General features: G+C 73.0%; 27 protein-coding genes. 13 read left to right on the top strand and 14 right to left on the bottom strand.

Features of this window, described 5'->3' with window-relative positions; all coding sequences use genetic code 11:
- Positions 1-61: 61 nt before the first annotated feature.
- From ACIBCA_RS30295 to ACIBCA_RS30285, 3 genes are all read right to left on the bottom strand, one after another.
- Positions 62-1,336 carry a ribonuclease D gene (locus tag ACIBCA_RS30295; protein ID WP_396286221.1) on the bottom strand — a complete coding sequence of 425 codons (1,275 nt, stop codon included), beginning with the start codon at positions 1,334-1,336 and terminating at the stop codon, positions 62-64.
- Positions 1,337-1,544: 208 nt separating this feature from the next.
- Complete coding sequence (locus tag ACIBCA_RS30290; protein ID WP_396286220.1) at positions 1,545-2,258, bottom strand: LuxR C-terminal-related transcriptional regulator; 714 nt, start codon at positions 2,256-2,258, stop codon at positions 1,545-1,547.
- 322 nt (positions 2,259-2,580) lie between these two features.
- A complete protein-coding gene (locus ACIBCA_RS30285; RefSeq protein ID WP_396286219.1) occupies positions 2,581-3,258 on the bottom strand; it encodes a DUF3000 domain-containing protein in 678 nt (225 codons plus the stop codon).
- Between the two features lie 179 nt (positions 3,259-3,437).
- Between ACIBCA_RS30285 and hemE the strand changes: the two genes are divergently transcribed.
- Complete coding sequence (gene hemE / locus ACIBCA_RS30280; protein ID WP_396286218.1) at positions 3,438-4,541, top strand: uroporphyrinogen decarboxylase; 1,104 nt, start codon at positions 3,438-3,440, stop codon at positions 4,539-4,541.
- 56 nt (positions 4,542-4,597) lie between these two features.
- Here hemE and ACIBCA_RS30275 read toward each other — a convergent pair whose 3' ends face one another.
- Positions 4,598-5,308, bottom strand: a complete 711-nt coding sequence (locus ACIBCA_RS30275; protein ID WP_396286217.1) for a DUF4349 domain-containing protein — start codon at positions 5,306-5,308, stop codon at positions 4,598-4,600.
- A 389-nt stretch (positions 5,309-5,697) separates the two neighbouring features.
- Between ACIBCA_RS30275 and ACIBCA_RS30270 the strand changes: the two genes are divergently transcribed.
- On the top strand, positions 5,698-6,264 hold the full coding sequence (locus tag ACIBCA_RS30270; protein WP_396286216.1) for a Uma2 family endonuclease: 567 nt from the start codon (positions 5,698-5,700) through the stop codon (positions 6,262-6,264).
- A 10-nt stretch (positions 6,265-6,274) separates the two neighbouring features.
- On the opposite strand, the gene ACIBCA_RS30265 is transcribed toward ACIBCA_RS30270, so the two are convergent.
- The gene (locus ACIBCA_RS30265; protein WP_396286215.1) at positions 6,275-6,610 is read right to left on the bottom strand and encodes a hypothetical protein; all 336 of its coding nucleotides are present in this window, start codon (positions 6,608-6,610) and stop codon (positions 6,275-6,277) included.
- Between the two features lie 101 nt (positions 6,611-6,711).
- On the opposite strand from ACIBCA_RS30265, the gene hemG reads away from it, so the two are divergent.
- Positions 6,712-8,154 (top strand): protoporphyrinogen oxidase, encoded by a 1,443-nt coding sequence (gene hemG, locus ACIBCA_RS30260; RefSeq protein ID WP_396286214.1) that lies wholly within the window; start codon positions 6,712-6,714, stop codon positions 8,152-8,154.
- Entirely contained in the window at positions 8,151-8,876 is a 726-nt protein-coding gene (gene hemQ / locus ACIBCA_RS30255) for a hydrogen peroxide-dependent heme synthase (RefSeq protein WP_396286213.1), read from the top strand. The genes hemG and hemQ overlap by 4 nt, the downstream gene beginning before the upstream one ends.
- A 60-nt stretch (positions 8,877-8,936) precedes the next feature.
- Here hemQ and ACIBCA_RS30250 read toward each other — a convergent pair whose 3' ends face one another.
- The 3 genes from ACIBCA_RS30250 to ACIBCA_RS30240 all read right to left on the bottom strand — a co-directional run bounded on the left by ACIBCA_RS30250 (position 8,937) and on the right by ACIBCA_RS30240 (position 12,221).
- Positions 8,937-9,719 (bottom strand): TIGR04222 domain-containing membrane protein, encoded by a 783-nt coding sequence (locus ACIBCA_RS30250; protein WP_396286212.1) that lies wholly within the window; start codon positions 9,717-9,719, stop codon positions 8,937-8,939.
- Positions 9,720-9,803: 84 nt separating this feature from the next.
- A complete protein-coding gene (locus tag ACIBCA_RS30245; protein ID WP_396286211.1) occupies positions 9,804-10,889 on the bottom strand; it encodes a TIGR04222 domain-containing membrane protein in 1,086 nt (361 codons plus the stop codon).
- Positions 10,890-10,919: 30 nt separating this feature from the next.
- Entirely contained in the window at positions 10,920-12,221 is a 1,302-nt protein-coding gene (locus ACIBCA_RS30240) for a DUF692 domain-containing protein (RefSeq protein ID WP_396286210.1), read from the bottom strand.
- A 258-nt stretch (positions 12,222-12,479) separates the two neighbouring features.
- Between ACIBCA_RS30240 and ACIBCA_RS30235 the strand changes: the two genes are divergently transcribed.
- The 7 genes from ACIBCA_RS30235 to ACIBCA_RS30205 all read left to right on the top strand — a co-directional run bounded on the left by ACIBCA_RS30235 (position 12,480) and on the right by ACIBCA_RS30205 (position 19,171).
- Complete coding sequence (locus ACIBCA_RS30235) at positions 12,480-13,400, top strand: GNAT family N-acetyltransferase (RefSeq protein WP_396286209.1); 921 nt, start codon at positions 12,480-12,482, stop codon at positions 13,398-13,400.
- 167 nt (positions 13,401-13,567) lie between these two features.
- Positions 13,568-14,578 carry an MBL fold metallo-hydrolase gene (locus tag ACIBCA_RS30230; protein WP_396286208.1) on the top strand — a complete coding sequence of 337 codons (1,011 nt, stop codon included), beginning with the start codon at positions 13,568-13,570 and terminating at the stop codon, positions 14,576-14,578.
- An 80-nt stretch (positions 14,579-14,658) separates the two neighbouring features.
- Positions 14,659-16,524 carry an ATP-binding protein gene (locus tag ACIBCA_RS30225; RefSeq protein ID WP_396286207.1) on the top strand — a complete coding sequence of 622 codons (1,866 nt, stop codon included), beginning with the start codon at positions 14,659-14,661 and terminating at the stop codon, positions 16,522-16,524.
- Positions 16,521-16,955, top strand: coding sequence for a roadblock/LC7 domain-containing protein (locus tag ACIBCA_RS30220; protein ID WP_396286206.1), 435 nt, complete (start codon positions 16,521-16,523; stop codon positions 16,953-16,955). The genes ACIBCA_RS30225 and ACIBCA_RS30220 overlap by 4 nt, the downstream gene beginning before the upstream one ends.
- Positions 16,952-17,302: a DUF742 domain-containing protein gene (locus ACIBCA_RS30215; RefSeq protein WP_396286205.1), complete on the top strand. Its 351-nt coding sequence runs from the start codon at positions 16,952-16,954 to the stop codon at positions 17,300-17,302. Before ACIBCA_RS30220 ends, ACIBCA_RS30215 begins: the two co-directional genes overlap by 4 nt.
- 79 nt (positions 17,303-17,381) lie before the next feature.
- Entirely contained in the window at positions 17,382-17,972 is a 591-nt protein-coding gene (locus tag ACIBCA_RS30210) for a GTP-binding protein (RefSeq protein WP_396286343.1), read from the top strand.
- Positions 17,969-19,171 carry a cytochrome P450 gene (locus ACIBCA_RS30205; RefSeq protein ID WP_396286204.1) on the top strand — a complete coding sequence of 401 codons (1,203 nt, stop codon included), beginning with the start codon at positions 17,969-17,971 and terminating at the stop codon, positions 19,169-19,171. The genes ACIBCA_RS30210 and ACIBCA_RS30205 overlap by 4 nt, the downstream gene beginning before the upstream one ends.
- Positions 19,172-19,798: 627 nt before the next feature.
- Here the strand turns inward: ACIBCA_RS30205 and ACIBCA_RS30200 are convergent.
- Both ACIBCA_RS30200 and ACIBCA_RS30195 read right to left on the bottom strand, forming a co-directional pair.
- Positions 19,799-20,146, bottom strand: a complete 348-nt coding sequence (locus ACIBCA_RS30200; RefSeq protein ID WP_396286203.1) for a hypothetical protein — start codon at positions 20,144-20,146, stop codon at positions 19,799-19,801.
- Between the two features lie 230 nt (positions 20,147-20,376).
- Positions 20,377-20,613, bottom strand: coding sequence for a DUF397 domain-containing protein (locus ACIBCA_RS30195; protein ID WP_396286202.1), 237 nt, complete (start codon positions 20,611-20,613; stop codon positions 20,377-20,379).
- A gap of 953 nt (positions 20,614-21,566) precedes the next feature.
- Here ACIBCA_RS30195 and ACIBCA_RS30190 point away from each other — a divergent pair.
- A complete protein-coding gene (locus ACIBCA_RS30190) occupies positions 21,567-22,322 on the top strand; it encodes a helix-turn-helix domain-containing protein (RefSeq protein ID WP_396286201.1) in 756 nt (251 codons plus the stop codon).
- A 106-nt stretch (positions 22,323-22,428) separates the two neighbouring features.
- A complete protein-coding gene (locus ACIBCA_RS30185) occupies positions 22,429-22,635 on the top strand; it encodes a hypothetical protein (protein WP_396286200.1) in 207 nt (68 codons plus the stop codon).
- Positions 22,636-22,697: 62 nt separating this feature from the next.
- Here the strand turns inward: ACIBCA_RS30185 and msrB are convergent, their stop codons facing one another.
- The 4 genes from msrB to ACIBCA_RS30165 all read right to left on the bottom strand — a co-directional run bounded on the left by msrB (position 22,698) and on the right by ACIBCA_RS30165 (position 25,997).
- Positions 22,698-23,102 (bottom strand): peptide-methionine (R)-S-oxide reductase MsrB, encoded by a 405-nt coding sequence (msrB, locus tag ACIBCA_RS30180; protein WP_396286199.1) that lies wholly within the window; start codon positions 23,100-23,102, stop codon positions 22,698-22,700.
- A 33-nt stretch (positions 23,103-23,135) separates the two neighbouring features.
- Positions 23,136-24,539, bottom strand: coding sequence for a UDP-N-acetylmuramate--L-alanine ligase (murC, locus tag ACIBCA_RS30175; RefSeq protein WP_396286198.1), 1,404 nt, complete (start codon positions 24,537-24,539; stop codon positions 23,136-23,138).
- A gap of 154 nt (positions 24,540-24,693) precedes the next feature.
- The gene (locus tag ACIBCA_RS30170; protein ID WP_031065401.1) at positions 24,694-25,155 is read right to left on the bottom strand and encodes a hypothetical protein; all 462 of its coding nucleotides are present in this window, start codon (positions 25,153-25,155) and stop codon (positions 24,694-24,696) included.
- 65 nt (positions 25,156-25,220) lie between these two features.
- Positions 25,221-25,997, bottom strand: coding sequence for a pyrimidine reductase family protein (locus ACIBCA_RS30165; protein ID WP_396286197.1), 777 nt, complete (start codon positions 25,995-25,997; stop codon positions 25,221-25,223).
- Between the last annotated feature and the right edge of the window lie 77 nt (positions 25,998-26,074).

Raw genomic sequence — 26,074 nt, 5'->3', positions numbered from 1 at the left:
CACGAGAAAGGGGGCGTCACCCGTACGGGCGACGCCCCCTCCGGGGGTCGGTCCTACGACCTCAGTTCTGCGCGGCCGCGGTCGCCGCCGCGGCGGCCGCCGTCTCGGCGGCGGTGGCGAAGGCCGCGGCCATCGCGGGCGCCACCAGGTCGACCTGCCACTGCCGGGCGCCGAGCCGGCGCAGCGCGGCGGCCACGTTCGTCGCCGTGCTCTCCGCCGGCGGCTCCCAGGACACCCGGCGCACGTGGTCCGGGGTGATCAGGTTCTCCGGCGGCAGGTGGTGCCGCTCGGCCAGCTCGCTGACGGCCGTCCGGGCGCCGGAGAGCCGGGCGGCGGCCACCGGGTCCTTCTCGGCCCAGGCGCGCGGCGGCGGCGGGCCGTCGTGCGGCGCGGTGGACGGCGGCAGCTGGTTCTCCGGGATCTCCCGGCCGCGCTGCACGGCGGCCAGCCACTGCTCCAGCTGGCGCCGGTGCACCCGGGGCCCGAAGCCCGCGACGGCCTGGAGGGCGGCGAGGTTCAGCGGCATGGCCAGCGCGGCGTTGACGATCGCGGCGTCCGGGAGCACCCGGCCCGGCGAGACGTCGCGCTCCTGCGCCATGCGGTCACGGGCGAGCCACAGCTCGCGCACCACGGCGAGCTGGCGGCGCCGGCGGATCTTGTGCAGCTGCGAGGTGCGCCGCCACGGGTCGGTGCGCGGGGCCGGGCGGGGCGCGGCGGCGATCGCGGCGAACTCCTCCAGGGCCCACTCGAGCTTGCCCTGGGCGTCCAGCTCCTGTTCGAGTGCGTCACGCAGCTCGACCAGCACCTCGACGTCCAGAGCGGCGTAGCGCAGCCACGGCTCGGGCAGCGGGCGGGTGGACCAGTCCACCGCCGAGTGCTCCTTGGCCAGGCTCAGCCCGAGCACGTGCTCGGTCATCGGCCCGAGGCCGACCCGGGCGAAGCCGGCGATGCGTCCGGCGAGTTCGGTGTCGAAGAGGCGCTTGGGCCGCAGGCCGACCTCGGCCAGGCAGGGGAGGTCCTGGGTGGCGGCGTGCACCACCCATTCGGCGTCCTCCAGGGCCTCGCCGAGGGCGCTGAGGTCGGGGCAGGCGATCGGGTCGATCAGCGCGCTGCCCGCGCCCGCGCGGCGCAGCTGGATCAGGTACGCCCGCTGCCCGTAGCGGTAACCGGAGGCCCGCTCGGCGTCGACGGCGACCGGCCCGGTGCCCGCGGCGAAGGCGGCGACGGTGGCGGCCAGCGCCTCCTCGTCCACCACGACGGGCGGAATCCCCTCCTTCGGCTCGAGGAGCGGGACCGGGGCTGCTTCTTCTGGGATGGCTGCTACGGCGTCGGTCACCCACCAAGGGTACGACGGCCTCCGGAACCAGGAGTGTTGTCGGACTGGTCAGACCACCTCCGACGCCGTTCCGTGACACCGGTCGTGTCCGGTCCGGGCCCCGGTCCGTGTCCCGTCCCTCTCCCGTCCCTCTCCCGGCGGGGACGACTGCGGCGGCCGAGGAGGAAACGTTCCTCCTCGGCCGCCGCAGCGGGATCGGATCGATCGGCTAGTGGATGATTCCGGTGCGCAGTGCGACGGCGACCATCCCGGCACGGTCGCCGGTGCCGAGCTTGCGGGCGATCCGGGCCAGGTGGCTCTTGACGGTCAGTGCCGACAGGCCCATCGCCACGCCGATCGCCTTGTTGGACTGGCCCTCGGCGACCAGGCGCAGCACCTCGACCTCACGGCCCGACAGTTCGCGGTAGGCGGGCTGCTGCGGGCCCTGCGCGCCGGGGGCACCAGGGGCTCCCGGCGCACCGGCGGCGCCCGGCATGCCCGGCATCCCGGGGCGGCGCATCCGGCCGGCCAGCCCGGCGCCCAGCGGCAGGCCCGGGCGGCCCGGCATGGCGATGTTGGTGCGGGTGCCGGTGACCACGTAGCCCTTGACGCCGCCGGCCAGCGCGCTGCGGACGGCGCCGATGTCGTCGGCGGCGGACAGGGCCAGGCCGTTGGGCCAGCCCGCGGCGCGGGTCTCGGCGAGGATCGTCAGCCCGGAACCGTCGGGGAGGTGGACGTCGGCGACGCAGATGTCGCGCGGGGTGGAGACCCGCGGACGGGCCTCGGCGATCGATGACACCTCGATCACGTCCCGGACGCCGAGCGCCCACAGGTGGCGGGTGACGGTGTTTCGGACACGGGGATCGGCGATGACCACCATGGCGGTGGGCTTGGTCGGCCGGTAGGCGACCACGTTTGCGGGGTGCTCGAGAAGGACCGACACCAGGTCTCCTGCGGGGAGTGGCGGACGGAACCCCGATGGGGGCGGTTCGGAGTGTTCCGCGTTCGGAAAGGGTCACAGTCTGCTTCGGCATCAACCGTGCCCGGCTTTAGCGAAAGATCACGATCTAGTGAGTAACAATACGGACAAATCGCGCATATGACTGATGCGACATGCCCCGAATTCGCACAAAATCGATCAGATTCGTTGCGGAACGGTCACGAACCACCGAGGTATTGACGCAGACCGGGTCCGAAGCCACACTCCGTCAGCCCTGGGGGTGGCACCCCGGCCCCGCGCTGCCGACCGGGCCGGGAGCCACCCGTCAGTGCGACCGCGGGCGTCGACGCGCGGGCATCGGGACCACTCCGCCGAGTGACGTGACCTCCGACGGCGCCTGTGGGGCCGGCGCCGACGGCGGCAGGCCCGCGCTCACGCACAGCAGGTCCGCCCAGGCCGCCAGGTGCCGCTCGAACCGGCCGTCCGCCGGCGTCCAGGACGCCCGGATCTCGATCTCCGTCGAGGAGGGACGCTCCGCCAGGGCGCCGAAGTACTGGGACGCGCAGCGCGTCACCGTGCCGGAAGGCTCCGCGTACCCGGCGCCGTGCGCCTGCAGCGCGTCCAGCAGCCAGGCCCAGCCGACCTCGGACAGCAGCGGGTCGCCGGCCATCTCCGGCTCCATCTCGGCCCGGGTCATCGTCACCACCCGGAACTCCCCGTTCCAGGCCTCCTGGCCCGCCGGGTCGTACAGCAGCACCAGCCGGCCGTCGGCCAGCTCCTCGCCGTCCACCTCCACCGAGGCGGTCACCGCGAACGCGTACGGGGCCAGCCGGCGCGGCGCCGGCGTGGGGGAGAGCTGCACCTCGGGCCGCAGCCGCGCCCCGTCGAGGGCCTCCACGGCCGCGCGGAACTCGCTCGGCGCCCCCTCCGGACCCGAACCGCCACCTGCTGTGCCGCCACCTGCTGCGCCACCCTGCGCGGGGTGTCCTCCGACCGCTGCCATGCCCCGAAGACTATGAGGAAAACCCCGGTCGACGCCGCAACTTCCGCGTCAGCGGCGTGCCGGAACGGCAAACGCGACCTGATCCCGCCCTAACTCGCCCGAACCTCAAGCGATCTTGGAGCGGCGGGCCCGGGCGGCCCCGGGAAATCGGCGCCGTCGCCCGTGCGAAGATTCAACCCGTGAGCGAGACTACGGCAGACACCACGGCGGCCACCCACGACGGTCGGCCCACCCCCGCGCGCCGCGGCGCCGCGCACGACTCCGCGTTCCTGCGCGCCTGCCGGCACGAGCCGGTGCCGCACACCCCCGTGTGGTTCATGCGCCAGGCGGGCCGCTCGCTGCCCGAGTACCACAAGGTCCGCGAGGGCACCACGATGCTGGAGTCCTGCACGCGGCCCGAGCTGGTCAAGGAGATCACCCTCCAGCCCGTGCGCCGGCACAAGGTGGACGCGGCCGTCTTCTTCAGCGACATCGTGGTGCCGCTCAAGGCCATCGGCGTCGACGTCGAGATCAAGCCGAGCGTCGGCCCCGTCATCGCCGACCCCGTCCGCACCTTCGAGGACCTGAAGCGGCTGCGCCCCCTCGAGCCCGACGACGTCCCCTACATCACCGAGGCCGTCGGCATGCTCGTCGAGGAACTCGGCGGGACCCCGCTGATCGGCTTCGCCGGCGCCCCGTACACCCTCGCCAGCTACCTGATCGAGGGCGGGCCGTCCAAGAACCACGAGAACACCAAGGCCATGATGTACGGCCAGCCCGAGCTGTGGGCGGCCCTCGTGGACCGGCTCGCGGACATCACCTCGGCCTTCCTCAAGGTGCAGATCGAGGCCGGCGCCTCCGCCGTCCAGCTGTTCGACTCCTGGGTCGGCTCGCTCGCGCCCGACGACTACCGCCGCTCGGTGATGCCCGCCAGCACCAAGGTCTTCGACTCCGTCGCCCACTACGGCGTGCCGCGCATCCACTTCGGCGTCGGCACCGGCGAACTGCTCGGCCTCATGGGCCAGGCCGGCGCGGACATCGTCGGCGTCGACTGGCGGGTGCCGCTGAACGTCGCCGCCGAGCGGGTCGGCCCCGGCAAGGGCCTGCAGGGCAACCTCGACCCGGCCGTGCTGTACGCCCCCACCAAGGTCGTCGAGACCAAGGCCCGCGAGGTCCTGCACGCCGCCCAGGCGCTCGGCACCAGCGGCCACATCTTCAACCTCGGCCACGGCGTCCTGCCCTCCATGGACCCGGACGCCCTCACCCGCCTCGTCGCCTTCGTCCACGAGGCCAGCGCGCGCTGACGCTGTTGTCCGACGGTGGCGGGCCCCTTTCCGTAGGGGGCCCGCCTCCGTCGTGATCACTCCGGCTCCTCCTCCGCAGGCTTCGCCGGAGCAGGACGCCGGCGCCGGAGGAAGCGGTAGGCGACCAGCGCCGGCACGCCCAGGGCCAGCAGGAACGGCGACACCGCCGCCACCGCCACGGCCAGACCGCGCACGATCAGCACCAGCACGTGCCACCCGCCCGACAGGGCGGACCCCACCGAGGACCAGAAGCCCTCGTCCTCCTTCTCCACCTTCTTCGGCGCCGGCTCGGGGATCGCCTCCTCGCCGCGCAGGTTCAGGGTGACCGTCGAGTAGGACGTCTTCGAGCCCAGCTCCTTCTGCTGCTTCTGCAGCGACTCCAGATCCGCCTCGCGCTTGCTCAACTCCGCTTCCAGGGCGGTGACTTCGGCCAGCGACTTCGCCTGCCCCATCAGCGCCCGCACCCGCTCCACGCTCGCCTGCTGCGACTGCACCCGGCTCGACACGTCCGCGACCTGCTGGGTGAGGTCCTCGGCCTGGCTGGTCCGGGACAGCACCTCGCCCAGACCGGCCAGCTGGTCCAGCGAGGACTGGAACGCGGCCGAGGGGAGCTTCAACTGCAACTGCCCCGCCGGAACGGCTCCCGCAGGGGCCGTCACCGACTCCGACCCGACGTACCCGCCGGCGGCGGTCGCCACCTCCCGCGCCTTCGCCAGCGCCTGGTTCACGTCCTTGGCCCGGACGGTGAGCTGCGCGGTGTACGACATCACCCGACTGTCGGCCACCGGCGCCGCCTTCCCACCCGTAGCAGCCGCCGCCGCACTCGGCGCAGCAGCCGCGGCCGGCGCCCCCGGTGCGACCGCATCCGCCTTGGCAGCGCTGCCACTGCTGCCCCGGTCCCCACTCGCGCCACACCCTCCCACCAGCAGCACAGCCACGGCCACCGCCGCCAGCGCCCCTACTCTGCCCTTCATCGGCCCCTCCCCAAGTCCACTGACATTCCTGCCCATTGGACGCGGAGCTCGGCCCTTCGGACCCCACCGGAAGATCGCAGCTCGATCACAGCTCGGCACCGGACCGGACAATCCCACCCCTCGGATTTGAACTCTCCGTGGAATTCGAGGCACGGAGCGTGATGAATCGCTAGGTTGGCGCCGTGGACGAACTGCCGGAGTGGATGTACCCGCCGCGAGACGAGGGCTGGTTCGCCGAGGACCTCGATCACCTGCCCGAAGCGCCCAAGCACACCGAACTGATCGACGGCGTACTGGTGTTCCGCGGCCGGCCACAGACCTCCTGGCACAGCCAGGTCGGCGGGAGGCTGACCGAAGCGTTGAACGCCCTCGCGCCGGACGGGCATTCGGTGGTGTCGGGCATGACCGTCACCCTGGACCGGCGCAATCGCATGGAGTCCGACGCGTTGGTCACCACCGCCGATTGGGACCCCGGTCGCACCTGGTTCGCCCCGGCCGAGGTCCCGCTCGTCGTCGAGGTCGTCCTGCCGGAGTCCGCGCACCGCGATCACGGGGTCAAGCTCCGCAAGTACGCGGAGGCGGGCATCCCGCACTACTGGGTGGTCGAGAACGAAGGTTGGCGGCCGGTGGTGCACGTGTACGAGCTGGGGCGGGCTGTTTCCTACGCGCCCGCTGGGATTTTCCGTGGCGTGCTGGAGCGCCCGGTGCCCTTCCCGATCACGATCGACCTGAACGCGCTGGTGAGTTGACGGGCCGGGCTCAGTCCTCGCAGAGCTGGTGGCGGCGTACCCGGAACTCGTGGCGGCCGCAGGGGGTTTCGAGAGCCCAGGGCAGGGCGGTGGAGATCGTGGCGATCTCGTCCTCGGCGGTGCCGGTCGTGTTCAGGACGGTGCAGTCGATCGTGACCGGGAACGGGAACGGAGAGTCCGGCTCGATCCAGACGCCTCGCCCGAGGGCCTGGTCCGCCCCGAACATTGCGGTCTTGTCGACGATCGACCACCACCGGCCGTCGACGTCCGTGAAACGGACCTCCACCACCCCCGGCTGCGGCTCGTCGTCAACCCAGCGGATCGCTTCACCCCACAGGTACACCATGGGCGGGACGGTAGCGGGGGTGGGGCGGCGGGGGCATCCGGTTTCCGGCGGGCGTGCAGGGGATTGAGGGGCTGGGGGTAAGACCTGGGAGACTGCGGAGCATGTCGCAAGCACAGGTCGTCGTCGTCGGTGGTGGGATCGCGGGGCTGGCTGCGGCCGCCTTCCTGAGTGGGGTGGCCGGGGGGCCTGCGCGGGCGCGGGTGACGGTGGTGGAGGGGGCTTCGCGGGTCGGGGGGAAGTTGTGGGGCGGGGAGGTCGGCGGGGTTCGGGTGGACCTCGGGGCCGAGTCGGTGTTGGCGCGGCGGCCGGAGGCCGTGGAGTTGGCGCGGTCGGTGGGGCTGGGGGAGGCGCTGGAGGCGCCGACGACCGCGAAGGCCGCGATCTGGACGCGTGGGGCGCTGCGGCCGCTGCCGGGCGGGCAGGTGATGGGCGTCCCGGGTGATCTGGCGGCGCTGGCCGCCTCCGGGGTGCTCACCGAGGAGGGGCTGGAGCGGGCCCGGCACGAGAGGCCCGCCGCGTTCGGCGAGGACGTGGCGATCGGGCGGTACGTGGCGGAGCGGCTGGGCCAGGAGGTGGTGGACCGGCTGGTGGAGCCGCTGCTCGGCGGGGTCTACGCCGGTCGCGCCGAGGAGATCTCGCTGCGCGCCGCCGTCCCCCAGTTGCTGGCGATCGCCCGTGGCGGCGGCTCGTTGGTCGAGGGGGTGCACGCGCTGGCCTCCCGGCCGCAGACCGTCGGCACCCCGGTGTTCGCGGGCCTGCGCGGCGGGCTGGGCACCCTGCCGGAGGCCGTCGCGGCTGCCTGCGAGAAGGCGGGCGTGGAGATCCGCACCGACGCCCCGGTGGAGGAGCTGCGCCGTACCCCCGGGGGCTGGCGCGTCGTCGTGAACGGCGAGGCGCTGCACGCGGACGCCGTGGTGCTGGCCGTGCCGGCGCCGGCGGCCGCCGCGCTGCTGCGCGCCGACGCCCCGGCGGCGGCCGCCGAGCTGGAGACCGTCGAGTACGCGGGCATGGCGCTGGTCACCCTGGCGTTCCGCCGCTCGGACCTGGCGGAGACCCCCGTCGGCAGCGGCTTCCTGGTGCCGCCGGTGGACGGCCGGCGGATCAAGGCGTCGACGTTCTCCTCCAACAAGTGGGGCTGGCTGGAGCGTTCCGCCCCGGACGCGTTCCTGCTGCGCACCTCGCTGGGCCGCCACCGCGAGGAGGAGGCGCTGCGGCTGCCGGACGAGGAGCTGGTGGCCCGCTCGCTGACGGACCTGGGGGAGGCGATCGGCCTGACCGCCCGGCCGTACGACTCCTTCGTCTCGCGCTTCGGCGCGGGCCTGCCGCAGTACCCGGTGGGCCACCTGGAGAAGGTGGCCCGCATCCGGGAGGCGGCGGGCCGGGTGGGGGGCCTGGCGCTGTGCGGCGCCGCGTACGACGGGGTGGGCATCCCGGCGTGCATCGCTTCGGCCGCCGCGGCGGCCGCGGCCGTCGGAGAGCGGATCGACCAGCCGGCGACCCCGGAGACGGGGGAAGGTTCCACGGAGAGGACAATGGGCGCATGACTGAGACCGTTGATCAGCAGCCGGAGCAGCAGCCCGAGAAGAAGAAGGCGCGCGACCTGAACCAGGTCATCCGCTACACCATGTGGTCGGTGTTCAAGCTCAAGGGCGCCCTGCCCGAGGACCGCACCGGCCTGGCCGCCGAGGTGGAGGAGCTGTTCGCGCAGCTCGCCGCCAAGGACGTGACGGTGCGCGGCACGTACGACGTGTCGGGCCTGCGCGCGGACGCGGACATCCTGGTCTGGTGGCACGCGGCCGACTCGGACGACCTGCAGGACGCGTACAACCGCTTCCGCCGTACGGGCCTGGGCCGCCAGCTGGAGCCGGTCTGGTCGAACATGGCGCTGCACCGCCCGGCGGAGTTCAACAAGTCGCACATCCCGGCGTTCCTCGCCGACGAGCGCCCGCGCGACTACGTCTGCGTGTACCCGTTCGTCCGCTCCTACGAGTGGTACCTGCTGCCGGACGCCGAGCGGCGCGCGATGCTCGCCGAGCACGGGCAGATGGCGCGCGGCTACCCGGACGTGCGGGCCAACACCGTGGCCTCGTTCGCGCTCGGCGACTACGAGTGGCTGCTCGCCTTCGAGGCGGACGAGCTGCACCGGATCGTCGACCTGATGCGCGACCTGCGCCCGTCCCGCGCGCGGCTGCACGTGCGCGAGGAGGTGCCGTTCTTCACCGGCCGCCGCCGCCCGGTGAGCGAGCTGCTGAACGGCCTGGTCTGAGCCGACCCGTCGAGGCCGGTTCCCCTTCCACGACGGAGGGGGAACCGGCCTCGCGGCGTTCTACAGCCGGTGCGGGCGCAGCGCCTCCCGCAGGCGGGCGTCGGGGAGGACGGCGGGGCCGTTCATGGCGACGGCGGTGAGCAGGTCGCGCTCCTCGTCGTCGGCGAGGCCGTGCTGGCGGGCCGGGCGCAGTTCGCGCAGCACCTCCTGGCCGACGGGGGAGGCCCAGCGGGTGTACGGGTAGACGTCGACCCGGGCCATCAGCAGGGTGCCGGAGGTGAGGATCAGCGGCAGCGAGAACCAGGCGAAGGGGGCGATGACCTCGCCGCCGGTGAAGCCGCTGAGGGCGACGGCGGCGGCCAGCAGCACCAGGGTCAGCAGCAGCGCGTGCCGTACCTGCCGCACGACGACGACGGTGTTGCGCTGGACGAGCGCGGGCGTGGCCAGGCCCGCCAGGGAGAGCCGGGCGCCGATCTCCAGGACGGTGGGGTGCTCGCCCATCGCGCGACGCAGCTCGTCCGTACCGCACTGGCCCTCGGGGCCGACGGCCGCGACGACGGCGCGCTCCAGGCGGCTGCGGCCCTTGGGGTCGACGACGGTGGTCCAGCCGGTGTGGGCCAGGTGCAGCCGGCCGCGGCCGGCCATCAGGACGAGGGCGAGCTCGACCACCCGGTCGGGCCCGCCGGCCAGGTACGCCGTCTCGTACAGCCCGATCCCGACGGCTTCGGGCGGCCGTAGCGCGTCCTGGTCGGCGAGGGCGTCGGCGGTGGCGGTCATCCGCACCAGCCTCAGGCAGGAGAGAACCGCCGCCACGCAGGCCGGGATCAGGAACAGCAGCCACATGGGCTTGTTCTATGCCTGGGCACGCGGCCCGGGGAACGGCTTCCCGGGCCGCGATACCGAACTGTGACGTGGTCGGTGTGCATGTCAGGAGCCGCAGCCGCCCCCGCCGCCGCAGCTCGAGCCGCCTCCGCAGCTGGAGCCGCCGCCGCAACTGGAGGAGGACCCGCAGCTGGAGGACGAGGACGAACCGCAGCTTGACGAGGAGGACCCGCAGCTGGAGGATCCGCAGCTCGACGAGGAGGAGCCGCTGTCGGAGGAGGAGCCGCACCACGAGGAGGAGGTGCTGCAGCTGGAACCGCCGCCGGAGGAGGAGGACGAGGACGAGGAGGAGCCGGAGGAGAGGGAGGAGCCGCGGCCGACCGCCGTCATCGCGTCCTGCTGCGCCGCCGCGCCGAGCAGCGACTGCTGCAGTTCCTCGTTGTCCAGCTCCGTCCCGGCGGCGACGATCCCGCCGAGCGCGATGGCGCCGAGCAGCGCACCGCCCGCCGCCGCGGGGTAGAGGCCGTGGCTCGGGGTCCAGGGGCGGCCGGGGTCCATCAGGGAGAGCTGGCGGCGCCCGGCGGGGGTGACGCGGGCCTTGTCGACCCCGTTGGCGCTCAGCACGCCGAGGCCGACGATCACCAGGACGACCGGAGTGGCCAGGCTCGGACGGTCGTAGCCGGGGCGCCCGTCGTCGAGGAGGAAGGAGAGCACGGCGAAGGCGACGATGCCGAGCATGGCCAGCCAGAGCCACCGGCGCGCCCGGCCGAGGGCCCGCAGCAGGTCGGGGCGGCGCATCAGGCCGCGGGCGGCGAGCTCGTCGCCGATGGCCTGGACGGCGGCGGAGCGCATCACCTCGGCGCGCAGCGCGGCCAGGGGGCGGCTGCCGCCGGGGCCGACGGCGTCCATGAGGGCCTGCTCGACGGCGTCGTGGGGGCGGTGGTGAGTGAGGGTGACGGTGCCGTCGCGGCTGACGAGGACGCGCTCGGCGAGGTGCATCCGTACCAGGACGGTGTCGAAGACCCGGCCGGGGCCGCCGGACAGGAAGGCGGCGCTCAGCAGGGGCAGGCCGCGCCCGGGCAGGCCGAGCGGGTTGTCGACCCGTACGGCGCGGCGGCGGGCGACGAAGACGTGGACGATGGCCGCGATCAGCACGGCGGCCGGGACGAGGTAGTAGGCGTCGTACCACATGGTGGTTCCCCCCGAGGTCTTGACGTGGTGCTATCCGCGCAGGGCGCGGCGCAGGCGGGTGAGCGGTCCGGGTGGCCGCTCGGGGGCCGGGTGGAGCCACTGCTCCAGGGCCCGGCGGTGGTCGGCGGCGGTCGGGCCGCCGGAGGTGAGCGCCCACTCGGCGAAGGCGCGGGCGTCGGCCCGGTAGCCGCCGGTCTGCGGGTGGGTGCGGGCGTAGGCGAGGAACAGCGGCCCGTACGCGCTCCCGAGCAGCCGGGGCAGCTCGGGGGCGACCTTGGCGGCGGTGTCGCGCCGCTTGGAGGCCAGGCCCGCGCACTGGGCGCGGACCTGGGCCGGGTCGAAGCCGGGCGGGACGGGCCCGGCGGCCACCAGGGCGGCCAGCAGCTCGCCCTGGCGCAGGGCCAGGTGCTCGCGGTCGGCGTCGGTGGCGGGCTCGCCGCCCTTCGTCGTCACGGCCGCGGGGGCCGCCATCCGCGGGGTGCTCCCCTCCAGCACCCCGCGGATGGCGTCCAGTTCGCCGGCCAGCTCGCTGGGCGGCGGGAAGGCGGCGTCCCGCTCCAGCAGGACGCCGGGCGGAGCGACGCGGGAGCACAGTTCGGCCAGCACCTCGAGCACCGGGGCGGTGACGGGGTGGGCGTGGGTGTCGTGCCAGACGCCGTCGACGAGGGTGCCGCCGGCCACGTGGACGTAGGCGAGGGCCTCCAGCGGCAGCCGGTCCAGCTCGGCGGCCGGGTCGAGGCCCAGGTTGACCCGGTTGGTGTGCAGGTTGGCGACGTCGATCAGCAGCCGCACGCCCGTGCGCGCCACCAGCTCCGCGAGGAACTCACCCTCGGTGAACTCGTCGTCAGGCCAGGCGAGTTGGGCGGCGATGTTCTCCAGGGCCAGCGGTACGGGCAGCTGCTCCTGCGCGATGCGGACGTTCTCCGCGATCACCCGCAGCGAGGCCCGGGTGCGCGGGACGGGCAGCAGGTGACCGGCCTCCAGGCCGCCGGCCCGGACGAAGGCCAGGTGCTCGGTGACGAGCGGGGAGCCGAGTGCGAGCGCCAGCTCGCCGAGCTTCGCCAGCCGTCCGGCGTCGGGCCGCTCGGCGCCGCCGAGGCCCAGGCCCACGCCGTGCGGGACGACGGTGACCCCGCGGGCGCGCAGCACGGTCAGCGAGGTGGGCAGGTGGTCGGCGCAGAGGTTCTCGGCCACCACCTCGACCCAGTCCAGGCCGGGCTGGCGTTCCACCACGGTGTCGATCTCGCTGCGCCAGCCGAGGCCCACGCCCAGCCGGGGCGCGGCGTCGGTGAGCGGCTGCTGACTGGCAGGGGAGAGGGCAGGGGAAGTCATCGTTTCGCCCCCTTCGGAGGGCCGGAATAGAGGAGGCCGTCGGCGGTGCGGGCGTCGTCGCCAGGACCGCGCGGCCGTTGTTGCCGAGGATGTCCCCGGGCGGAGGGGCTGCCAAGCCCCGTCCGTTCTTCTCAGAGCATTATTTGAGCTTGCCGCCCGGGTCTCGCGACCGGGCTGACGGCAACGTAGCAGGTGGGAGGGCGTATGGGAAAGAAAGCGGAGGCGCCCGGCATTCGGGGTCGGGTAGCGTGCGAACCCATGACCCCCCTGACGATCCGTGAGTTCCGCCCCGAGGACGCCGAGGCCGCGTACGCCGCCCACCGCACCGGGCGCGAACACCTGGTGACGACGCCGGAGGCGTTGGTGTGGCGCAACGCCCGGGAGCAGCCCGGCGCGTACTTCCGCACCTTCGTCGCCGAGCTGGACGGGCAGGTGGTCGCCTCGGTGCGCTGCGCCGTGACGACCGGCACGACCCGTACGGGCGTCGGCCACGCCGGCGGCAGCGTGCTGCCCGCCTTCCGTCGCCGCGGCGTCTTCACCGCCCTGCTCGCCCAGGCCGAACGCCACCTCGCCGCCCACGGGGTGACCGAGCTGCAGTGCTGGGTGGACGACGACCCCGGCTCCCTCGCCTTCGCCGCCGCCCGGGGCTTCCGGCTCGGCAGCGCCGCCCAGTTCTCCGGGCTGGACCTCACCCTGCCATTGCCGCCCGCCCCCGAGACCCCGGCGGGCGTCGAGCTGCGCCCGGCCACCGAGTGGGCCGAGGACCCGTACCCGCTGTACCTGATCGACGCGGAGGCCAGCCGGGACGAGCCCGGCGAGGCGGCCCTGGACGACCTCGGCTACGACGAGTGGCGGGGCGACGCCTGGGACCGGCCCGACATCGACCACGCCCTGACGATCGTCGCGGTGGTCGACGGCGAGCCGGCCGCGATGGCGCTGGTGCAGACCGACGGGCGGGGCGCGTACTGGTCCGCGTTCACCGCCTGCCGCCGGGAGTTCCGGGGGCGCGGACTGAGCAAGCTCGCCAAGCGGGAGTCGCTGCGCCGGGCGGTGGAGGCGGGCTGCCGGCGCGCGTACACCTCCAACGACGTGACGAACGCCCCGATGCTCGCGATCAACCGCTGGCTGGGCTACGAGCGCTGCGCGGGGGAGCGGATGGGCCTCAAGACCCTCGGCTGACCGGCGGATCCTCGCTCAGGTGTCCACCGGTTGTCCCGCACCATGAGACGATTGGTCTCGACCACTAGGGGCGAATCGGGACAGCTCGGGAGAGTCTGGGACACGAACTCCTTGTGGTCGTACAGGTTTTACCCCATCCTTGACACAGCTTGGGCATAATCGCGCACATGACGATCAACCGCGCGAACGTCAGCGCGATCGCCGAGGACCTGTACGTGTGGCTCCCCCCGAAGCGGGGCTGGGGCCTGGCCAACTGCGGCCTGCTGGCATCCGAGACGACCGCGCTGTGGATCGACACCCCGTACGACCCCTCACTGGCCGGGGAGTTCCTCGCCGCGAGCCGGCTGCTGCTGCCCGCCGGGGTGCGGATCGACCGCATCGTCGTCACCCACGCCAACGGCGACCACCTCTGGGGCGCCGGAGTGCTCCCCGACGCCGAGGTCATCGCCACCCGTGAGGCCCTGGACCACATCCACTGGGAGCCCACCCCGCAGCAGACGCACGCCCTGCTCACCAACAGCGACCCGGACTCCCCGCTCGGCGGCTACCTGCGCGAGCACTTCGGCGTCTTCGACTGGTCCGCCACCGAGCCGGTGCACCCCGACACCGTCTTCACCGGCGAGCTCGAGATCACCGTCGGCCGCCACCCGGTGCAGATCACCAGTCTGCCCGCCGCCCACACCGGCGGCGACCTGATGGTTCACCTCCCGCACCAGCGCGCCGTGTTCACCGGCGACATCGTCTTCTCCTCCACCCCCGAGCAGCCCGGCGACCACCCCTCGCACTGGGCCGGCCCGCTGGAGAACGTCATCGGCGCCTGCGAGCAGGCCCTGGCCACCGGAGCCGAGATCTTCGTCCCCGGCCACGGCCCCGTCCTCGACCGCGACGGCGTCCACGGGCACATCGCCTACCTCGCGTACGTCCGCGAGCGCGCCCACGCCCTGCACGCCGCCGGGATACCCGCCCTGGACGCGGCCCGGCGGATCATCGCCGAGCAGCGCCACCCCGAACTCGGCCTGCCCGAGCGGCTGGTGCTCACCGTCGCCGCCGAGTACCGGCACCTGGACGGCTCCCCGACGCCCGGCATCCTGGACGCCATGAGCGAGGTCGCCCTCGTCGCCCGCGAACTCGCCGCCGACGCCGTCGGCCGCATCCCGCGGCCGCGCACCGGCGTCTGACCCGCCCCTGCATCCGAAGCACCCAGCACCCGCACCACCCCTCCCCGGCCCGAGCCCAGCCCCCCTCCACGAGGAACCCGATGACGCTGATCGCGCTGATCGCCCTGGCGCTGGTCGCCTTTGTGTCCGCCGTCCTCCTCGCCCGGGGCTGGGCCCGGGCCGACAGCCGCGCCAAGGCCGCCGAGACCGCCCGCGGCCACGCCGAGGAACGCACCCGCGCCACCGAGGGCCGCCTCGCCCGCATCGAACAACAGGTGCGCGAGGCCCAGGAGGACAACCGGCGCACCGCCGACCGGGCCCTCGGCACCGAGGACAACCTGCGCACCGTCGAACGGCAGCTCAACGCCGCCCGGGACGAGACCCGGGAGGCCGAGCGGCACGCCACCGCCGAGGCCACCCGCGCCGACCGGGCCGAACAGCGCCTCGCCGTCGTCGAAGGCCGCCTCACCGAGGCCGAACGGCAGGCGTCCGCCCTGTTCGCCGAGATCGGCCACCTCGCCCAGGAACGCATCGCCGCCACCGCCGTACGCCTCAGCCACGCCAGCGCCCCCCTCGTCGGCCCGCTGGACGCCGAGGCCATCGGCCCGGAGGCCGTCCGCGCCCTCCAGTCCGTCCTGGACGCCGCCGCCGCGGCCCTCGCCGACGAACGCGAGCGCGTCGACGCCGCCGCCCGCGCCACCATGCGCGGCGCCACCTCCCGCATCCAGACGCTGCTCTACCAGATCCAGAGCCTCGTCCAGCAGCTCCAGCACGAGAACGACGACCCCCGGCTGCTCGAACTCGACTTCCGCAACGAGGTCGCGCTGCGCCGCATCCAGACCGTCGCCGTGCTCTGCGAAGCCTGGCCCGGCCTCGCCCGCACCGACTCCCCGCTCGCCGAGGTCGTCGTCGGCGCGCTCTCCCGGGTGCCCGGCTACGCGCGCATCAAGGTCGCCAACCACCTGCGCGAACAGCGCCTGGCCGTCGTCGCCCGCGCCGCCGAGCCCATCGCCGTCACCCTCGCCGAGCTGCTCGCCAACGCCACCGCCTACTCCCACCCCGAGACCGACGTCCCCGTCAGCGTCCAGCAGGGCGGCCGCGGCGCGCTGGTGATCATCGACGACAGCGGCATCGGCATGGACGAGGACCAGCTGCGCCGCGCCCGGCGCCTGCTCGCCGGCCCGCCCGACGTGCTGCTCACCGAACTCGGCAACCCGCCCAAGACCGGCTTCGCCGTCGTCGGCAAGCTCGCCCGCCAGTACGGGTTCTCCTGCCACGTCGAGCCCTCCCCGTACGGCGGCACGCGCGCCATCCTGCGCATCCCGGCCGCCCTGGTCACCGTCGTCGACGAGGAGCAGCCGCTGTCCGTCCTCACCCCGCTGCCGCTGCGCGCCGGCAACGGGCCCACGCCCGCACCCACCGTCGTCGGCGTCCCGCCGATGCGCGACGCCGACGAACGGGACTTCCCCGACCTCGACGACCGCCACCACCAGCCCGGGCCGCCGCCCATCCGGGTCGTGCCCGACGCCGCGCCGGATGCGACCCCGCAGGCATCTCCTGAGCCATCTCCGGAGGCCACTCCGAAGCCATCTCCCGAGGCCGCTCCGGACGACGACGGCAGCGGACTGCCCAGCCGGCGCCGCCGCCGGCCCCTGACCACGGGCGACGACGGCACCGGGGCGCCCGTACGGGCCGAGCAGGCGGAGCCGTCCGCCGAACACCTGCCGCCCGCGCGCAGCGCCGAACGCGCCGCCGAGAGCTGGCAGGCGCTCCAACGCGGCACCGGCGCCGGCCGGGCCGCGGTCGCGGAACGCGAGGCCCGGGAGGCGGGCGACGCCCCCGAAGACACCGCCCCCGCAGGAGCCACAGGCACGACCAGCACCACCGGCGACACCACCGCCGGCCGTGACAGCCGTGACACCGGTGACACCACCACCGGTCAGACCTTAGAAGGAGCCGAGCAGTGAGCAGCTCGCCCAGCCCGACCCCCGTCGACGAGATCTCCTGGGTCCTCAACCCCCTGCTGGAACTGCCGGGGGTGCTGCACGCCGTCATCGCCACCGGCGACGGCCTCGTCGAAGGCGCCTCCAACGGCCTCGGCCGGGCCTCGGCCGAACGCGTCGCCGCCATGACCGCGACCCTGCACGCCGCCGCCCGGGCCTTCACCACCGCCTTCACCGACACCGAACGGCCCCGGCTCGCCCAGACCGTCGTCGAGTCCGACCTCGGCTACGCCATCGTCGTACCCGCCGGGGAGAACACCTCGCTCGCCGTCTTCGCCGGCCCCGACGCCCAACTCGGCAACGTGGCCTACCAGATGCAGATCCAGGTGGCCGCCCTCGGCCGCGCACTCGCCAGCCCGACCCGGCAGCAGGACGCGGCCACCGCCCGGTCATGAGCATCCCCAGAAGGCGGATGGTGCCCGCCTACCTCGCCACCGGCGGCCGCAGCCGCCCCGGCACCGAGGGCTTCGAGCGGCTGACCGTGCTCTTCGCCGGCCGCACCGAACCGCCCACCGGGCTGGAACCCGAACACCACCGGCTCTGGGACCTGCTGCGCCCCGGCGCACTGACCGTGGTGGAGGCCGCCGCGCACCTGCGCCTGCCGGTCAGTGCCACGATCTTCCTCGCGGCCGATCTGGTCGAGGCGGGCTGCCTGCACGCCCGCGCGCCGATCCCGCGTGCCCAGCAGACCGACCGCTCCGTCGTCGAGAGGCTCCTCGTTGGACTCCGTGCGCTCCGGTGAACCGGACGACCCGGTCGTCGGCCCGCCCGACAGCCGGCCGAACCGGGTGGGCTACCTGCCCGACCGGGACCAGACCCTGATGAAACTGCTGGTCGCCGGCCCGTTCGGGGTCGGCAAGACCACGCTCATCCGCACCCTGTCGGAGATCGCCACCCTCCACACCGAGGAGGCGATGACGGAGACCGGACGGCCGGTGGACGACCTGGCGGGCGTGCCCGAGAAGGTCACCACCACCGTCGCCGTCGACTTCGGGCGCCTCACCCTGCCCGGAAACGTCGTGCTCTACATGTTCGGCACCCCCGGCCAGCGGCGGTTCTTCCCGCTCTGGCAGGACATCGCGCGCGGCGCGGTCGGCGCCCTGGTGCTCGCCGACACCCGCAGGCTCGCCGACTCCTTCGAGATCATGGACATGATCGAGGAACAGGGCCTGCCCTACGCCGTCGCCGTCAACTGCTTCCCCGAGTCCCCGCTCCACCAGGTCGAGGTGCTCCGCGGACGGCTCGACCTCCACCCGGCCACGCCGCTGCTGCTCTGCGACGCCCGCGACCGCGACAGCAGCCTCGACGCGCTGATCGCGCTGGCCGAGCACGTCCTCGACACCCTTCCCGCCGCTCAGCCCGCCGTTCCCACCGCCGTTCCCACCGCCGTCGCCGCCCAGGAGACACCGTGACCTCGGCCCCGGCCGCCCCCGCCGCCACCCCGATCCACGGCCCGGCCTTCGCCGCCGACCCGCAGGCCGTCTACGACCGGCTGCGCCGCCACGGCGCGCTCGCCCCGGTCGAGGTCGCCCCCGGCGTCGAGGCGCTGCTCGTCACCGACTACCAGGCCGCCCTGGACCTGCTGCGCGACACCGACACCTTCTCCAAGGACTCCCGCGCCTGGCAGCAGACCGTCCCGCCCGACTGCGCGCTGCTCCCCGTCCTCGGTTACCGGCCCACCGCCTTGTTCAGCGACGGCGAGACCCACGCCCGCTACCGCGCGGTCATCACTGACGCCCTCGCGCTGTTCGAGCCCCACCGGCTCCAGCGCCAGGTCGCCGAGGCCGCCCACGAACTCATCGGCCGCTTCGAGGCCGCCGGGCACGCCGACCTCATCGCCCAGTACGCCCGGCAGCTGCCCGCCTTCGTGCTCACCACCTGGTTCGGGGTGCCCGAGGAGAATCACGCCCGGGTCGTCGGCGCCATCACGGGCCTCATCGAATCCGGGGCACGGGCCGCCGCCGCGTACGCGGACCTCGTCGCCGTGGTCACCGAGATGGTCGCCGAACGCCGCGAAAAGCCCCGGCACGACCTCACCACCTGGTTCGTCACCCACCCCGCAGGGCTCGACGACCAGGAGGTGATCCGGCAGATCACCCTCACCATGATCGCCGGACACGAGCCGACCACCAACCTCATCGGCAACGCCCTGCTGCGACTGCTCACCGACGCCCGCTACGCCGGCTCGCTGTTCGGCGGCGCGATGACCGCGCACCAGGCGATCGACGAAGTCCTGTGGCACGAACCGCCGCTGGCCAACCTCTCCGCCCACTACCCGCGCTACGACCTCACCTTCCACGGCCGCGAGATCAAGGCCGGCACCCTGATCCTGGTCTCCTACGCCGCCGCCAACTCCCAGGCCGCCCCGCCCACCGACGGCACCGACCTGCGCAGCGGCGAGAGCGCCCACCTCGCCTGGGCCGCCGGCCCCCACGCCTGCCCGGCCCGCGACCCCGCCCTCCTCATCGCCATCACCGCCATCGAACAGCTCACCAGCCGCCTCAGCGACCTCTCCCTCGCCACCCCCGCCACCGACCTCCTCTGGCGCCCCGGCCCCTTCCACCGCGCCCTCGTCCACCTCCCCGCCCACTTCGCTCCGGTCACCCCCTGACCCTGGGCCAGCCCAATTCGGCCGGGCCGCCCACAGCTGCGAGATTCCCAGGACCGCAGAAACAGCAAGTGCAAATTTGGGCGGGCCCGAGTGCAAGCACCCGGGCCCGCTCAAAAGACCGATCTCCCCACCCACCCGCCCTTGCTGGAAACGCACAGCACTGGCGGCCCCGGCCAGAGCTGGCCGGGGCCGCCAGAAATCAAGCGTTGCACAGGAAGTCGGCCAGGCCGACTTCCTGTGCAGGGCAAGAAGTGCAGCGGCATGCGGCTATTACCGCTGCCCGCCGGAAGGTTCCGGCGGGCAGCGGGACAAGAGCCTGGGACGGATCAGAGGCGGCAGCTCAGAATGCCGCCGAGACGTGACGGTGAACGAGCCCCGGGCCTCGATGGTGGCGGTGACGATCTGGGCGGCCCGGCGGACGGTCTCGTGGAAGGGACCGCCCACAACAGCGGGGATAAACAGCACAACTTTGCGGGCCCGAGTGCCAAGCACCCGGGCCCGCCCAAGCACTGAGCTCCCACCCGCCCTTGCCGGAAACACACACCGACGGCGGCCCCGGCCAGGGCTGGCCGGGGCCGCCGGAACCGGAACCCTGCACAGGAAGTCGGCCCGGTCGACTTCCTGCGCTTACGTTGCTCGGGTGGCGTTGAGGCGGCATTGGGTGAGGGCGTAGGTGAGGCGGGGGTCGGGGGAGGGTTGGGTGAGGAGGAGTTCGCCGGCCCGGATGAGGGTGGCCCAGTAGCGGGTGGGGTCGCCGGTGCGGGCCAGGGGCCGGGCGGCGGTCAGGGAGAGGTAGGCGGTGGTGAGGTTGCCGGTGGTGAACCAGCGCGCCAGGCCGTGCTGGTGACCGGCCCGGATGCCGCCCATGGCGTCGATCGCGGCGAGGAACAGCTCGACGATCGCGGTTTCGCGGTCGTCGAGCTGCTTGGGAACCTCGAAGATGCCGAGCGCTTCGAGTGGTGAAGGATCGGACAAAGGAGCAGCCCCGCCCAGGCGAACCCGGACGGAGCTGATTGGGTCATGCGGGTGTGGACTGTCCGCCGTGACCGCTGGGCCCAGCGTTCGGCCGATGCCTCCGGGGCCGGTAGGGCCGACCCTTCGCCGTGTACCGGTACGGCTCCAACTGATCCGGGTAGCTGGTCACCCACTGCGCGCACCGAAAACAGAACCCTTCGCCCACTTCCGGGTCAAACACAATGGGCTGATCACACAGCGGACAGTCCACGGCTCTCCTGCGCGCTCAGGTCGAACTCTCCGCCCTTCACGGCGCTGGTGAACTCCACCCACGCCTCGCGGGTCATGGTGACCACCTCACCGGGCCGCTCGCTGTCGCGCAAGGCGACGACGCCGGGGATGTTGGTGGCCACCTGCGGGCACGCCTTGCGTACCGTGTTCTGGCACGCCGTGATGGTGACGAACTCGAATTCGGGACGGGCGATCATTGCACTGTCCTCTCTCTCTCTCGATCTTCCTTGCGGTCCCCACCCCCTTGGGGGTGGGAGTCTCAAATCCTCCAGCGGGAGCGGGCGTTGGCGATCGCCGCCGCAATCCTGAGGCGGGCCATGGTCGGCGAGTCGGGGACGGGCTCCAAGGGTGGCAAGGCGGCCTCCTCGACGCTGTCTTGGTCGCCCTGGTCAACCGGGTACGGCACCGGTCCGCCCAGGAAACTCGTCCAATTCGGCGACAGGTACTCCGGCTCATTCGGCGCCATCGGCCACCGCCAGACACTCGCCGTTCGCGACGTGCTGCGCCCGCCTACGCGCCAAGTTCCGTGCGATCGTGGGGAATTCATCGGCCGGGTACCGCGCTTGCGCGAAGTCGAAGTACTGGCAGTCGGGGCACTGGTCATGGTCCGGCGCGGGCGTGTCCGGTGCCTGCCGGGCGATCTCACGAAGCGACACGCGCCACCGCCTCACAGATGAGTTCGTGAGCGAGGCGACGAAGCTCGATCTCGCGCAGCACCGACTGATCCGGAAGCTCGGGCGACTCGGCGAACACGCGGGTGATCTTGTCGAAGGACGCGCAAACGGCGCACCTCGGCCAGCTGTCAGGCGGCGCCACTGGTCACGTCCTCCCACCCCAGCGGGGCGTACTTGAAAGGGTCTGGGGCGCGCCGGTCGTCATCCGCCTTGGCCTTGAGGTAATCGGCGCGGCATGCGGCGATCAAGGCCGGGCTGGCGCGCTTACTGGGCGGTCGCCTGCGCCGATCGGCTTCGTCTTCCTCGCGTGTCATCGTCACCGCTCTCCGACTCCGGTCCCGTGATCCCCCACTGCCAGCAGACCGAGCGTGCCCTGACCCAGCGAGCCATTGCGACGGCTGGAAGGCGTCACTCCGGAGTCCTGGCAAGACGTCATTTCGGCGTCGTTAGACGATGTTTGGGCCTATCGTCTAGTCATGACTACGCCGAATGAGACCCTTCGGGCCGTACGCCTCGGGCTCCGTCTCAGCCAGGACGAGTTCGCGAAGCGGCTGCGGGCAGTCGGGGAGGACCAAGGGGAGCCGAACGACGCCAGTAAGCGCCTGGTGCAGCGCTGGGAGTCAGGAGAGGTGAGGTATCCCCGCCCGGTGTACGTTCGAGCCCTTGAGGCCGTCACCAAGATTCCCGTTGACCGCCTCGGCTTCGACTCGCCACAGTTGCCGCCAAGGGTCAGTGTGGACGGTACGGGAGGGCACGACGTGACCAGTGATGAACCAGGCGTGCCCGTGCAGGCTGCGCCCGCGCCCACGGGTGAGGACTACTCGGGAGTATGGGTCAGCCACTACGAGTTCTTCAGCAGCAGCCGGGAGAACACATTCACTGGCCTGCACCACGTCGTGCTGTCTCAGAACGGGAACAGGATCACAGGGCGATCCCTCCCCGGCGCGTCCTCCAATCCCGACTCGCCCTTGTCATTCGATCTCACTGTTGATCGAAACGTCGTCACCGGCTCATGGGTGGAACAGACCGCCCAGGACGGTTACTACCAGGGGGCGAGGTACCACGGTGCCATCCAGTTGCTGGTCGATCCGACCGGGCGCCGCATGGCAGGTAAGTGGGTCGGCTTCGGCAAGGAGTTCGACGTCAACACCGGACCGTGGGAACTGCGCCTTCTGGACAAGTCCACGACTGACGACGTTCTGAGCCGTTACAGCGTCCCGCCGGAGGCGTAGCCTGCCCGCAACGCAACGACGAAGGAGCCCCTGCACCTTCCTCACCCGAACCTCTGGGCAGGACAGCGCGGGGGCTCTCGTCGGCACCTACACCGACCCCCGCCACGTGTTCGCCTACGACGACGGCGAGGTCCGCCAGGAGTTCTCCGTCTGCCTCCTCGGACGCCCGCTCGGTGGGGAGTTGCGGGTGTCGGACGAGTCCCACGAGGTGGCGTGGTTCTCCCCGGCCGAGACGGACGGGTTGCCGATGGTGTCGAACATCCGCAAGCGGCTGGCTGACTGGCGGTCCGGGAAGATCCCCGTGGTGCGCTGACCACCCGTCCGCACAGCGCAGCGGGGCCGTGGACACGTCCACGGCCCCGCTGGCGTGGAGGGTTACTCGGTGGGGCGGAGGGTGAGGGAGATGCTGTTGATGCAGTAGCGCTGGTCGGTCGGGGTGCCGTAGCCCTCGCCGTCGAAGACGTGGCCGAGGTGGCCGCCGCAGCGGGCGCAGCGGACTTCGACGCGGCGCATGCCGAGCGTCGTGTCCTCGATGTACTGGACGCGGTCCTCGGCGAGGGGGGCGTAGTAGGAGGGCCAGCCGCAGTGGCTGTCGAACTTGGTGTCGGAGCTGAACAGTTCGGCTCCGCAGGCGCGGCAGCTGTAGACGCCGACGGTCTTGGTGTCGGTGTATTCGCCGACGAAGGGGCGCTCGGTGCCGGCCTCGCGGAGCACGTGGTACTCCTCGGGGCTGAGCTGGGCGCGCCACTCGGCCTCGGTCTTCTCGATCTCGTAGCTCATGACGGCTCCTGGAACGGCTCCTGAAAGCGATGGTCAGACGTTGGAGGCAACGTTCGCGAGGTGCTTCAGAATTTCGGGGCCCAGGTTGGTGACGTCCCCCGCGCCCATGGTGAGCAGCAGGTCGCCGGGGCGGGCGAGGCCGGCGAGGAGGGCGGGGGCGGCGGCGAAGTCGTGCTCGGGGGTGACGTCGGCGCCGGCGCGGCGGGCGGCGTCGAGGATGAGTTCGCTGGTGACGCCGGGGATCGGGTCCTCGCGGGCCGGGTAGATGTCGAGCACCACGGAGGCGTCGGCGAGGGCGAGGGCGGCGCCCATTTCCTCGGCGAGCTGCTGGGTGCGGCTGAACAGGTGCGGCTGGAAGACGACGAGGACGCGGCCTTCGGTGGCCTCGCGGATGGCCTCGAGGTCGGCGGTCATCTCGGTGGGGTGGTGGGCGTAGGAGTCGATGACCTGGACGCCGCCCGCCTCGCCCTTGAGCTGGAGGCGGCGGCGCACGCCGGTGTAGGCGCCCAGCGCCTTGGCGAGGTCCGCGGCGGGGACGCCGAGGGCGACGCCCGCGGCGAGCGCGGAGACGGCGTTGTGGGCGTAGTGGCGGCCGGGCACGGAGACGGTGAAGGACAGCTCGGTGCCGTCCAGCAGGACGGTGACCTCGCTGGTCATGCCCCGGGCGACGACGGACAGGACGCGCAGGTCGGCGTCCTCGGCGGCGCCGACCGTCACCACGTTGAGGCCCTCGCGGGCGGCGACGCGGGAGGTCAGCTCGCGGGCGCCGTCGTGGTCGGCGGAGACGACCAGGGTGCCGCCGGGGGTGATCCTGGCGACGAAGGTCTCGAAGGACTCGTGGATCTCGTCGATCGAGGCGTAGTTGGCGTGGTGGTCGAGTTCCACGTTGAGCACGATCGCCACCTCGGGCGCGTACTTGTGGAAGCTGCGGTCGCTCTCGTCGGCCTCGGCGACGAAGATCTCGCCGGTGCCGTGGTGGGCGTTGGAGCCGGGCGCGTCGAGGTCGCCGCCGATGGCGTAGGACGGGTCCAGGCCGAGCTCGCCGAGGGCGACGGCCAGCATGCTGGTGGTGGTGGTCTTGCCGTGGGTGCCGGCGACGGCCAGGGCGCGGCGCCCGCCCATCAGCGCGGCGAGCGCGTCGGAGCGGTGCACCACGGGGATGCCGCGTTCGCGGGCGGCGGCCAGTTCCGGGTTGTCGGCGCGGATCGCGCTGGAGACGACGATGCTGCTGGCGCCGTCCGGCACGTGCTCGGCGGCGTGGCCGACGTGCACGGTGGCACCGAGGGCGCGCAGCGCGAGGACGGTCTCGGACTCCTTGGAGTCGCTGCCGGAGACGCTGGCGCCGCGCACCGCGAGGATCTTCGCCAGGCCGGACATGCCGGCGCCGCCGATGCCGATGAAGTGCGGGGCGTGCAGGTCGTGCGCGGCGTCGTTCAAGGCTGGGCTCCGTACGGGCGGGGGCTGGCAGTGGGGCGGGCGGGGGCCGGACGCGAATCGTCCTCGCGGACCGGCCGCAAGGACGATTCTGCACCACCGGCGCGCCCAGGCAGGAGCGGAGGCGGGAGCGGAGCCGGGTGGAGTCGGGGCGGAGTCAGGAGTCGCTGGCGAAGAGCCTGAGCACCGGGACGCCGACCTTGTGCCTGGCCTGGGAGGCCCAGTCGCGGTGGAAGAACTCCTCGACGAAGTGCGGGGAGGTGAGCACCACCACCTCGTCCGCCTCCTGCCGCTGGACGACCTCGCGCAGCCGTTCCAGGGGCTTCTCCTCCACCAGTTCGCCGATCGCCTCGGCCCCGGCCGCGCGCAGGTGGCGCAGGCTGTGCTCCAGCGACTCGGTGGCCACGGTCGGGCCGCTCTCGGACTCGTCGTGCTCGTGCACCACCTTGTCCAGGTGGCCGAGGGCGACGTCGTCGAGCGCCCGCAGCAGTTCGTCCTGCTTGCCGCGCGGCTGCATCAGGACGACGAAGGACACCTTCTCGTCGCTGTGGAGCGTGGTGACCAGCTCCACGTCCGCGTCGGAGAGAGCCTTCTCGATCATCAGTACCGTCTTGAACACGTGAGTCCCTTCCAGTGGCCGGCCCCCGGGCCCCGGCATCGCATAACGGGATCACGATCGGGGGGTCACGGGGTCTGCGAGCCCGGGTGACGCAGGTAGCGGGTGAAGAGGAATCCTTTCTGCTCGATCAATGAGACCAGCCGCATCCGCTGCACGTCAGGCATTTCCGCATCGTGGATGATCCTCGGCGCGTCGCCGCCGGTGATCAGCGGGGCCAGTGACAGGCACAGCTCGTCCACCAGGCCGGCCTCGGCCAGCTGCCCCAGCAGCCGCGGGCCGCCCTCGCTCAGCAGCCGCGTCCAGCCCCGTTCGGCCAGGGCCGCCACGCCCGCCCGCAGGTCCACCGAGCCGCGCCCGGCGAGCACCAGGTCGGCCACCTCGGCGACGGCCCGGCGGCGCTCCTCGGGGGCGTCCTCGGTGGTGATCACCACCGTCCTGACCAGCGGTTCCGTGAACAGCGGCGCGGTCAGGTCCAGCTCCAGCGAGCGGGTCACGATCGCGATCACCGGGGCCGGGGCCTGCCCCGCCGCCGCCCGGGCCGCGGCGAACTCCGTACGGGCCCGGGCCGGCCGGTAGCCCTCCGTTCGGACGGTCTCCGCGCCGACCAGCACCACGTCCGAGAGCGCCCGCAGGACCCCGAAGATCCGCTTGTCGGCGTCCCCGGACAGGCCCTCGGACACACCGTCGAGCCTCGCCCCGCCGTCCAATCCCGCGACCATGTTCGCGCGCAGCCACGGCAGCCCCCGATTCACCTGGTCGGGGTACGCGTAGAGCGCGGACAGGGCCCCCAGGGAGGACGGATCGTCGATGGGCCCGGCGAGCGGGTTGATCAGCAGCTGCATGCCCCAAGTCTTCCACCGCAGGCCGGTCGGGGGGCGTTCCGGGGGCGTTCAGGGCCGGGCCCGGGCAGGCGTACCCT

It is taken from the genome of Kitasatospora sp. NPDC051170 (assembly GCF_044455705.1).
Lineage (GTDB): Bacteria > Actinomycetota > Actinomycetes > Streptomycetales > Streptomycetaceae > Kitasatospora.
Note: the sequence above shows the minus strand (reverse complement) of the source record. Positions and strands in the feature narration are given on the sequence as shown.

Excerpts from the sequence above, each read along its gene's own strand:
- ACIBCA_RS30285 (WP_396286219.1), bottom strand. The coding sequence starts at position 3,258 with ATGGCAGCGGTCGGAGGACACCCCGCGCAGGGTGGCGCAGCAGGTGGC.
- ACIBCA_RS30275 (WP_396286217.1), bottom strand. The coding sequence starts at position 5,308 with ATGTCGTACACCGCGCAGCTCACCGTCCGGGCCAAGGACGTGAACCAG.
- ACIBCA_RS30265 (WP_396286215.1), bottom strand. The coding sequence starts at position 6,610 with ATGGTGTACCTGTGGGGTGAAGCGATCCGCTGGGTTGACGACGAGCCG.
- hemG (WP_396286214.1), top strand. The coding sequence starts at position 6,712 with ATGTCGCAAGCACAGGTCGTCGTCGTCGGTGGTGGGATCGCGGGGCTG.
- hemQ (WP_396286213.1), top strand. The coding sequence starts at position 8,151 with ATGACTGAGACCGTTGATCAGCAGCCGGAGCAGCAGCCCGAGAAGAAG.
- ACIBCA_RS30250 (WP_396286212.1), bottom strand. The coding sequence starts at position 9,719 with ATGTGGCTGCTGTTCCTGATCCCGGCCTGCGTGGCGGCGGTTCTCTCC.
- ACIBCA_RS30245 (WP_396286211.1), bottom strand. The coding sequence starts at position 10,889 with ATGTGGTACGACGCCTACTACCTCGTCCCGGCCGCCGTGCTGATCGCG.
- ACIBCA_RS30240 (WP_396286210.1), bottom strand. The coding sequence starts at position 12,221 with ATGACTTCCCCTGCCCTCTCCCCTGCCAGTCAGCAGCCGCTCACCGAC.
- ACIBCA_RS30235 (WP_396286209.1), top strand. The coding sequence starts at position 12,480 with ATGACCCCCCTGACGATCCGTGAGTTCCGCCCCGAGGACGCCGAGGCC.
- ACIBCA_RS30230 (WP_396286208.1), top strand. The coding sequence starts at position 13,568 with ATGACGATCAACCGCGCGAACGTCAGCGCGATCGCCGAGGACCTGTAC.
- ACIBCA_RS30225 (WP_396286207.1), top strand. The coding sequence starts at position 14,659 with ATGACGCTGATCGCGCTGATCGCCCTGGCGCTGGTCGCCTTTGTGTCC.
- ACIBCA_RS30215 (WP_396286205.1), top strand. The coding sequence starts at position 16,952 with ATGAGCATCCCCAGAAGGCGGATGGTGCCCGCCTACCTCGCCACCGGC.
- ACIBCA_RS30210 (WP_396286343.1), top strand. The coding sequence starts at position 17,382 with ATGAAACTGCTGGTCGCCGGCCCGTTCGGGGTCGGCAAGACCACGCTC.
- ACIBCA_RS30195 (WP_396286202.1), bottom strand. The coding sequence starts at position 20,613 with ATGATCGCCCGTCCCGAATTCGAGTTCGTCACCATCACGGCGTGCCAG.
- ACIBCA_RS30190 (WP_396286201.1), top strand. The coding sequence starts at position 21,567 with ATGACTACGCCGAATGAGACCCTTCGGGCCGTACGCCTCGGGCTCCGT.
- msrB (WP_396286199.1), bottom strand. The coding sequence starts at position 23,102 with ATGAGCTACGAGATCGAGAAGACCGAGGCCGAGTGGCGCGCCCAGCTC.
- ACIBCA_RS30165 (WP_396286197.1), bottom strand. The coding sequence starts at position 25,997 with ATGCAGCTGCTGATCAACCCGCTCGCCGGGCCCATCGACGATCCGTCC.